General features: G+C 66.4%; 6 protein-coding genes and 1 pseudogene. 4 read left to right on the plus strand and 3 right to left on the minus strand.

The features are described from left to right. The 4 genes from KDB67_RS17805 to KDB67_RS17820 form a co-directional block, all read left to right on the plus strand. A partial coding sequence (locus KDB67_RS17805; protein WP_291018452.1) for a hypothetical protein occupies nucleotides 1-422 on the plus strand: 422 nt, incomplete at its 5' end. Nucleotides 423-485: 63 nt separating this feature from the next. Beyond that, a complete protein-coding gene (locus tag KDB67_RS17810) occupies nucleotides 486-737 on the plus strand; it encodes a hypothetical protein (protein ID WP_291018456.1) in 252 nt (83 codons plus the stop codon). Beyond that, the gene (locus tag KDB67_RS17815) at nucleotides 734-1,111 is read left to right on the plus strand and encodes a hypothetical protein (protein WP_291018459.1); all 378 of its coding nucleotides are present in this window, start codon (nucleotides 734-736) and stop codon (nucleotides 1,109-1,111) included. The genes KDB67_RS17810 and KDB67_RS17815 overlap by 4 nt, the downstream gene beginning before the upstream one ends. Nucleotides 1,112-1,198: 87 nt before the next feature. Then, nucleotides 1,199-2,098: an acyl-CoA thioesterase domain-containing protein gene (locus tag KDB67_RS17820; protein ID WP_291018462.1), complete on the plus strand. Its 900-nt coding sequence runs from the start codon at nucleotides 1,199-1,201 to the stop codon at nucleotides 2,096-2,098. 59 nt (nucleotides 2,099-2,157) lie between these two features. Here KDB67_RS17820 and KDB67_RS17825 read toward each other — a convergent pair whose 3' ends face one another. The 3 genes and pseudogenes from KDB67_RS17825 to KDB67_RS17835 form a co-directional block, all read right to left on the minus strand. Then, a complete protein-coding gene (locus tag KDB67_RS17825; RefSeq protein ID WP_291018465.1) occupies nucleotides 2,158-2,724 on the minus strand; it encodes a DUF308 domain-containing protein in 567 nt (188 codons plus the stop codon). 9 nt (nucleotides 2,725-2,733) lie between these two features. Beyond that, nucleotides 2,734-3,762, minus strand: a complete 1,029-nt coding sequence (locus KDB67_RS17830; protein ID WP_291018468.1) for an ABC transporter permease — start codon at nucleotides 3,760-3,762, stop codon at nucleotides 2,734-2,736. Between the two features lie 86 nt (nucleotides 3,763-3,848). Continuing rightward, nucleotides 3,849-4,066 (minus strand): annotated as a pseudogene (locus tag KDB67_RS17835) (inositol phosphorylceramide synthase); the annotation flags it as partial.

Genomic DNA, 4,066 nt, shown 5'->3' on the forward strand with positions numbered 1-4,066 from the left:
ACGATTGCGTGCGGTGCATGTCGCAGCTGGCGCTGTGGTCCGACAGCGACCAAGCGTGCCGCGAACTGCACAGTAAGTACGTCCGGACGCACGGCCGCGGGCAGGCGTCGACCGTCGACGTCGCCAAACACTGGGCGTGGGCGCTAGTGCACCTCGGGCAACTGCCACCGGCGACGGGCCTGTACCTGATGACCGCCGACGCGCTCTGGGACACCGACCCCGCGCAGGCGAGGCAGCTTCTCGGTGCCGCAGCCGCCTACCGCACCCGCGCCGGCCTGGACACTCCGACCTCTCCCCGGCCGCTGTTGCACGAACCGGACGTGACCGCGGCCCTTGCCGACCTGACGGCCTGGCTGACCGAGGCCGTCGGCGACGACCAGGTCACTCTCACCATCGACGGTCTGGCCGCTGAGATCGTCTGAAGCACTCCACCGCCTGTGGATGGAGCCCTTGCCAGCACTCCGCACGTCGGTATGGTGATCAGTATGGCGAGTTCGCAGAAGGTGACAGTGACCCTACCTGTCGAGTCAGTGCAGGCGATCCGCGAGTTGGTCGCAGAGGGCAAAGCCGACAGCGTGTCCGGATTTGTGCAGCACGCCGTCGCCGTCTCGCTCGACGACGTGGCCGGATGGGGTGCGATGCTCGCACAGGCACTCGAAGAAACCGGTGGCCCACTCACCGCGGAAGAGCGGGAATGGGCCGACCGCATTCTCGGTGTGGATGATTCGGTCGCGTGAACGGTGTGACGCTCGACGCGGGCCCGCTGATCCAACTCGACCGCGGACGACGGCAGGTCATCGCCTTGCTGGCCTTGGCAACCGAGCGTGGAGGAATCATTACGATCCCTGGATCTGCCCTCGCGCAGGCGATCCGAGACCCTGCCCGGCAGGCACGACTCGCCCGGTTGGTGCGTCAGCCGCGCACGTACGTGGTGCCACTCGACAAGGTCGACGCGACAAACGTGGGGCGGTTGCTGGCCGCGAGCGGCACGTCTGACATCGCAGACGCACACGTCGTCGTCTGTGGGCGGCGAGCCCGACAGACAATCGTGACGAGCGACCCGGACGATCTGCGGGCGCTCGATCCGTCAATCGACCTCATCACGGTGTGAGACGACACCGACCGCAACGCACCCCCGTGCAATAGCACTCCGGCCCCTTGCATAGTGTGCGAAGAAGGACCGACTTGAGGAGTGTTGATGACCGACGGACCTGTGCTCGCGTTCTTCACCGAGGATTCCGGACGGTTCCTGCCGCTTCCGCTGGCGCGCAGCCTGTGGGCCGCTGATTCCCTCACCGGCCCCGCGGTCTGCGGTATCGCCGCTCGTGCCGCCGAAACCGTTTATGGCGAGACCGGATTCCGGCCGGTTCGATTCACCGTCGACCTGTTCAAAATGGCGCGCGCGCTGCCCACCCGCACCATCGGCCGGGTGCTGCGCGACGGTGGACGCATCCGGGTCGTCGAGGTCGACGTGGTGCAGGACAAGCCGTCGGGTGAGAGCACCGAGGAGGTCGTGGTCGCCCGCAGCACCACGGTGTTCCTGCGTGAGTCGGCCAACCCGCCCGGCGAACGCTGGTTCAACCCGGCCGACGACATCGTCGCCGCCGACACCCCCACCCCGCAGCAGCAGGAAGCCGCGTCGAACGAGTTCAACGGGGAGGGCCCATGGGATCCGGCCCTCGCGCCGTGGTTCTATTCCGGCGGTACCTGGTCCAACGACATGGGCACCAACCAGACCGACGGACAGAAGGCCGTGTGGAGCCGGTCGGCGCAGGTGATCGAAGGTGAACCGCCGTCGCCGTTCCAGCGCACCGTGATGGCCGCGGAGGCCACAAGCCTGATGGGTAACTGGGGCACCGAAGGCATCGCGTTCATCAACTGCGACCTCACCGTCGCATTGAGCCGGCTGCCCGGTGACAGCCGCATCCACGTGCGCGCCGAATCGCATACCGAACACGACGGCATCTCCACCTCGTCGACGGGCCTTTACGACGCCGACGGCCGCTTCGGCACCGGACTGGTCACCGCCGTCAACAATGTCGCCGCCCAGATCGACTTCGCGAAGGTCGACATGACCGGCCACTACGCCGAAAGCTGAGCCCGCCGACGGCCGGTTGCCCGGATACTCACCACAGTCGGGTATCCGGGCGGACCCGATCAGACCGCGGCAGCCGGTGCCCGCTTGGGCAGCGTGAACAGATTGGCGATGCTCATGGCGATCAGCATGATCGCCGACACCCAGACCAGGGTGGCCAGGGCGACCCAGGAGAAGGCGATCATCACGATGCCGGCGATCACCGACACGACGCCGGAGACGATCAGCAGCCACTTGGGTGCGTACGGATTGTCGCTGGCCGAGAAGATCTCGCCGAGTCCGGAGAAGATCCAGCCCACACCGATGAACACGGCGAGCATGGCCAGGGACTGTCCGGGCCGGACGAGCGCGATGATGCCGGCGATCAGGATGATGAAACCGAGAACTCCGTGCACCACCCGCCACGCACCCGACAGATCCTTGCCCGCGAAGGCGAGGTAGAGGCGGAACGCGCCGATGCAGAACAGGGAGATCGCGAACAGCACCGCGATCACCAGCATTGTCGCGTGCGGCCACACCAGCGCGACGATGCCGGCCACGATGCCGACGATCGAGGTGAGGACGATGGTGTTGCGAACGGCGATGAGCGCCTCGTCGGGAAGCCTGTTCTCCAGATCTGAGTAAGTCATGAGCGCACCTTACGCGTTCGCCGCGGACGCGGCGGCGGCACGCTGCTTCTTGGCTGCACCGCCGATGGTCAGTGCCACGCCGACGATCACCCAGATGAACAGGACCGTCAGTGGCATACCGATGCCGTGACCGTCGAAGAAGGCGACCGACCGGACGAGCGTCCCGGTCGAGCCGATCGGCAGCAACTGCCCGATGAAACCCCACGGCGACGGCAGCCACTGCCAGCCGGTTGCCATGCCCGACAACGGGTTCGCGATGAACATCATCAACAGACCGCCGACACCGAAACCGGCGTAGCCGAGCAATGACTCCATGCCCAGGACGAACAGCGAGATCGCAGCCACGCCGAGTGCCAGCGACAACGAGGTCAGGAAGTAGTTGCCGTCGACGGACCCGAAGCCGAACTGCAGGATCGCGACGACGACGAAACCGACGACGGTCGACCCGGCGATAGAGCCGGCGATCTTGTACAGGGGCAGGTTCTTGAGCAGCGTCGACAGCAACACCGCCGAGATCATGCCGCCGAAGGCCAGCGGCATGCCGAGCGCACTGAGGCCCGAACCGTTGGGGTCGTCGGCGGTCAGCGGCGCGACGTCGATGTAGGTGATCTTCTTGCCGGCGGCCTCCAGGCCCGCGCCGATGTTCTTGAGCAACGCCGAGTACGGCGTGCCCGCACCGCCGGCGACGGTGATCGTCACCGAACCGTCGGCCTCGATGCTGATGCCGCCCACCACGTCCCGGTCGTGGGCGGCCTCGGCGACCGCGGCCGCGTCGTCGTAGTTCTTGAAGTCGAACGCACCTGGCTGGGCGGCCTCGAACTTCTGCTGAAGCTGCGCGGTCGCCTGCGCGGGGCCGCTGATACCGACGGGCAGATCGTCGGCGCCCGAGTTGATCGACGGTGCGAGGAAGGCGAGCACCATCAGGGAGACGGCGACCGCGAGGCCGCCGACCACTATGCCGATCTTGAGCCACGGGCTCTTGTCGGCCAGCGGACCGGACGATTCTGACGATTCGGGGTCTGTGGTCTCGGTAGCCATCACTCGCCTCTCAGTCGGGTCGCCGGAGCTATTGCCGACGACGTCTCACGCTAACGTGTACCCGACGATCCCCGGTGAGCCGCCTTTCAGATGTCCAATTCTTGTTTCTGATTCGTGATCTCACCGTCGGTGCGCTCGGCTGTCGCACGTAGGCGCTCCTGCCGGGGTATCAGCCAACGCCGATCCACCCACCGACACACCGCGATCACACTCGCCGCCAGTGCCCAGCCGAGCAGGATGTCGATGACGTAATGCTCGGCGGTGAACACCAGCGCGAATGCCATCGCCAGCGGATAGGCCATGA

The sequence above is a fragment of the Gordonia sp. (in: high G+C Gram-positive bacteria) genome, from assembly GCF_020438995.1.
Taxonomy (GTDB): Bacteria; Actinomycetota; Actinomycetes; order Mycobacteriales; family Mycobacteriaceae; genus Gordonia.

What these genes read in the sequence shown, in the direction of transcription:
- KDB67_RS17810 (WP_291018456.1), top strand. Translation starts at nt 486, where the DNA reads ATGGCGAGTTCGCAGAAGGTGACAGTGACCCTACCTGTCGAGTCAGTG.
- KDB67_RS17820 (WP_291018462.1), top strand. Translation starts at nt 1,199, where the DNA reads ATGACCGACGGACCTGTGCTCGCGTTCTTCACCGAGGATTCCGGACGG.
- KDB67_RS17825 (WP_291018465.1), bottom strand. Translation starts at nt 2,724, where the DNA reads ATGACTTACTCAGATCTGGAGAACAGGCTTCCCGACGAGGCGCTCATC.
- KDB67_RS17830 (WP_291018468.1), bottom strand. Translation starts at nt 3,762, where the DNA reads ATGGCTACCGAGACCACAGACCCCGAATCGTCAGAATCGTCCGGTCCG.